Source organism: uncultured Desulfovibrio sp. (genome assembly GCF_949282365.1).
Classification (GTDB): Bacteria; Desulfobacterota; Desulfovibrionia; order Desulfovibrionales; family Desulfovibrionaceae; genus Desulfovibrio.
On the sequence record NZ_CASDOY010000078.1, the window covers coordinates 1 to 4,484 of the forward strand.

The following is a 4,484-nucleotide window of genomic DNA, read 5'->3' on the forward strand; positions in this document are numbered from 1 at the left end:
CGGGACGGGAGCGCGGAGAGCGCGGACGCGCCGCAGGCCCCCGCCACGAAAAAAAGCTCCTCCCCCCTGTCGGACAAGATGCGCGCCCTGAGCCAGCTGGAGCAGCTGCGCAACGATCCGCCGGACAGCCTGCTGGGTCTGGAGCGCCGGGCCCGCGGCGATGTGGAGACCGCCGTCAAGCTGCTGCATTCCCAGGGCTATTACGAGGGCACGGCCAGCTTCAGCCTGGACAGCGCGGCCAGCCCGGTCCGGGTGCGCCTGATCCTGACGCCCGGGCCCCGCTATGTGCTGGGCCGGGCCTCTGTGCGCTATGAGCCCAAACCGCTGGTCCCGGCGGCCCTCAAGCACGGCAAGCGGCGCGCGCCCTACAGCGGCCTGGGGGCCCTCTGGGGCGACGAGGCGCGGGAAGCCACCCCGCCGCCGCGCTTCCCGGAGCGCCTGCGCGGCCTCAGGAGCGGCGCGCCCGTGACGGCCGACGAGATGCTGGAAGCTGTGGAAAAACTGCCCGAACAGCTGCGCCGTCGGGGCTATCCTCTGGCGCAGGTCAGCAGCCAGCGCTATTTCCTGGACCGCGAGGCCCGGACCCTCAATGCCGAGATCGTGGTGGATACCGGTCCCCCGGCCCTGCTGGGCGAGATCGTGGTGGAGGGCAACAGGGAGGTCAGCGGCAGCTACATCCGCGAACGCGCCCCCTGGAAGGCCGGCACGGAACCCTGGGACGAGAGCCGGGTGCAGGACTATGTGGACGAGCTGCGCGGCCTGGGCCTGTTCAGCATGGTGCGCCAGCGCGTCATCAAGGATCTGCCGCCCCCGCGCGGGGACGGCATGGTCGTGCTGCCCGTGCGCCTGGTGGTGCGCGAGGGCCCGCCGCGTTCGGTCAGCGCCGCCGTGCGCTACGAGACGGATTCCGGCATCGGCGTGGAAGGGGAGTGGGAACACCGCAATCTCCTCGGCAACGGCGAAAAGCTGGTGGTCTCCCTGCCCATCACGCCCGAGAAGCAGGGCCTGCGGGCGAGCTTTGAAAAACCGGCCTTTCTGGACCGGGACCAGAAGCTGGTGGGCGAGGCCTCCCTGCTGCAGGAATTCACCGATGCCTACGACCGCCGCGGCCTGCGCGTGGGGGCCGGCGTCGAGCGCCAGCTGAGCCCCTACTGGTGGGTGGGGCTCGGCGGTTTCTCCGACAGCGGCACGCTCACCGAGGAAGACCGCACCAACGAGCCCTACAGCTTCGCGGGGCCGCATCTGCGCATCGTGCGCGACAGCCGCAACAACAAGATCAGTCCCAAGCGCGGCTCGGTGCTGGATGTCAACGCCCGGCCCATCTTCGGCTATTACGACGACTTTTTCACCGCCCTGGGCACGGAAGTGGAGGGCATGTTCTATTACGCGCCCTTCCGCAAGGGGCCGCGCAAGGGCATCATCGACGACAAGCTCGTGCTGGCGGCCCGGCTGCGCGGCGGCAGCATGGCCGGGGCCTCCATGAGCAACCTGCCCAGCACCCTGCGCTACTACGCCGGCGGCGCGGGCTCGGTGCGCGGCTATTCCTATCAGGCCATCGGGCCGCGCGACAAGGACGACGACCCGCGCGGCGGCCGCTCGTACCAGATCGTCAATCTGGAAGCCCGCTACAAGATCACCGACGAGATCGGCATCGTGCCCTTCCTGGACGGCGGCATGGTCTACGAGGATCCCCTGCCGCGCATCATCGGCGACATGCGCTGGGGCGCGGGCCTGGGCCTGCGCTACTACACGCCCATCGGCCCGGTGCGTCTGGACGTGGCCACGCCGCTCAATCCCGTGGACGGCGATCCGCCCCTGCAACTCTATATCAGCATAGGACAGAGCTTCTGATGGCCCGCACTCCCGGTCCCTCCTCCGCGGCCCCCCAGGCCCCGGCGCCCGGCGGCCCCGCTGCCGCTCCCGGGGCCCCTGCGCCCGTGCCGCCCGCCCGCAAGGGCTTCTTCCGGCGTCGTCTGCTGCCGGGCCTGCTGCTCCTGCTCGTCCTGCTGCTCCTGTCCGGGACGGCCGCCGTCTTCTGGCTGCGCACGCCCGCAGGGCAGGAGCGCGCGCGTCAGGAGCTCGGCAGCCTGCTGGCTCCCTCCCTGGCCGCGCAGGGCCTGGAGCTGGAGCTGACCCGTCTGGGCGGGGCCCTGCCGCTGGAGCTGGACTGCGCCCTGCGCCTGCGTGATGCGGCCGGTCCCTGGCTGGACCTGCCCCGGGCCCGGGCGGCGCTGGGCCTGGAGTTCTTCCCGCCCCGCATCTCCCTTGAACTGCGTCTGGAGCGGCCCGCCCTTTACCGTCTGCCGCAGCTCCCCCCGGCTCCCGAGGATCCCGCGACGCCCCTGCCGGTCACGCTGGCGGCTGTGGAAGAGGGCCTGCGTGGCTTCCTCGAAGGCCTGGGCTCCCTGCCGGGCTGGCTGCCCTCCCTCCATGTGCGCGAGATCGCACTGGAAAAGGCCTGGCTGGGCCGGGACGTCCTGACCGGCGGCAGCGTGACCGCCGGCTGCGGGACACCCTTCCCCCTGTCCGCCATGCAGCTGACGGCCGTGGCCGCGCAGACCCTGACCGGTGGCACGTCCTCCGCCGGCTGCGGGCCGTCCGTGCCCCTGGGGGCATGGCAGCTGACCGCCGTGGCCGCGGCGGCCCTGGACGGAGAGCTTCCGGCCGCCATGCCGGTGACGGGCGCTGCGGCCGCCATGCCGGATGGTCCGTCCCTGTCCCCGGCGGGGCATAGCGGCCGCGCACAGGCATCGGCGACGCACGGTCCGGCTGCGGCGTCCCCGTCCGGTACGGCCGCCACAGCGGGGCGGGACGCCGTCCTCCCGGCCGCCACCTCCCCGGCCGCTACGCCTGTGGCGGGAGCCGGGCAGGCTGCCCGGACCGCGCAGGACGCCCCGTCTTCGCCCGGCGCGGGCCCGGCCCCTGTCACCGGAGAGGGGCTGGTGTTTTCGCTGTCCCTGACGGCCGATGCGGCTTTTTCCTCCGGTGGTGCGGAAGCGCGCGCCGGCGTGCGCGCGGACTGGAGCCTGGCAACTGTCCGGCAGCCGGCCGCAGCGTCCGCGTCCGGCGCTCCCGCCCCCGTTGCAGCGGGAGACGCGCTCCCCGCCATGCCCGCAGCCGGCGCGTCGCAGCCAGCCCTCCGTGCGGCTGCCGCTCCTCCTGCTGTCCTTCCTGCCACGCCTTCCGGCGCTGCGGCCCCCGCGTCACCTGACGCTTCCCCTGCGACGGGCGGCACGGCCGCGTCCCTGCTGCCGGAAGACGCGGCCCACTGGCTGCCCGCGCCCCTGGCCCTGCTCCTGACGCCCGGTCAGGCCTCCTCTCTGCAGCTGGCGCTGGCCCTCACGCCCGGTCCGCAGCCCCGTCTGGCTCTGGAGAGCCTGGGCATCCGGGCCGGAGCCGTGGAGCTGCACGGCCGGGGCGCGCTGGAGCTGGTGGCGGACGGTGACGCCCTGACCTCGCCGCTGGAGCTGTCCTGCGCGCTGGAAGTGGCGGACCGCGCCGCGGCCGCTCCCTTGCTGCCCCAGGCCCGGACCCTGCTGGCTCCGCTGGCCGGCAAATTGCGTCTGGAACTGGACGTGGCGGGCAGCCTCGGGGCTCCCGAACCGCGTCTGCGTCTGGCCTGCGCGGCCCTTGATCTGGACGGGCACGCCCTGGACGACGCCGGCCTGAGCGCCGGGGGCCGGGCCCTGCCCTGGCCGCGTCTGGCGGCGCGGGGCAGGCTGGAACTGCCTCTGGAGCTGCGGGCGCGCACGGGCGGGGATCAGATCGCCGCCAGCCTGTGCCTGCTGGCCGGGCGCGAGGGCGAGGGCTGGCTGCTGGGCCTGCCGCACCTTGCCGTGCAGGGCGCGGGCGGCCGTCTGGAAGGGGCCCTGCTGGCCCTGCTGCCCGATACGTCCGCCGCTTCGACGGAGACTGCGGCGACCACACCGGCAACGGCTCCAGAGGCCCCGGCGCACAGCACCGTCGCCCCTCCCGTCTCTCCTGCTCCCGCCGCCGGGCGGGCTGCCCTGCCTGCCGGAGCATCGCCCGGGGCTTCGTCCGCTCCGCCGTCCGTCCCTCCTGCATCCCGTTCCGGGAGCGCGGGACACGATGCGCCATCGCCCAGGCCGGAGGCCGCTCCCCCCGCCCCGGCTCCCCTGCCGGCAGGAAAGGCTGTCGCCGCCGCGCCGGCGATCCTGGCGGAAGATCTCGCCCCGGCCCGCCTGCTGGCCGCACTGTTCCCGGAGGCGCGCACCGCGCCGCGCTTCCAGGCCCTGCTGCGGGCCGAGATGGAAGACTGGGCCGCACTGGACCGGGTGCTGGGCTACTGGCTGCCGGGCCTGCGCCTGGACGGCCGCGGCAAGCCGGCCCGGCTGGAACTGCGCGCCGGTGGCCTGCCGGTGGCTGGCGCTGCGCCGGCCACCCCGGCCGGGGCCCCCGCGACCCCAGCGGCATGGCCGCCCCCCGTCCCGGCTCCCGCTCCCGCATCGGACGCCGGTCCCGTG

At 74.3% G+C, this 4,484-nt stretch carries 1 protein-coding gene and 1 pseudogene; both read left to right on the forward strand.

What is annotated here, in order from left to right:
• On the forward strand, positions 1–1,851 hold a 1,851-nt coding region (locus Q1X76_RS09875; protein ID WP_300719705.1), incomplete at its 5' end, for a BamA/TamA family outer membrane protein.
• A pseudogene (locus tag Q1X76_RS09880) lies at positions 1,851–4,484 on the forward strand (hypothetical protein); the annotation flags it as partial. The gene Q1X76_RS09875 and the pseudogene Q1X76_RS09880, both read left to right, overlap by 1 nt.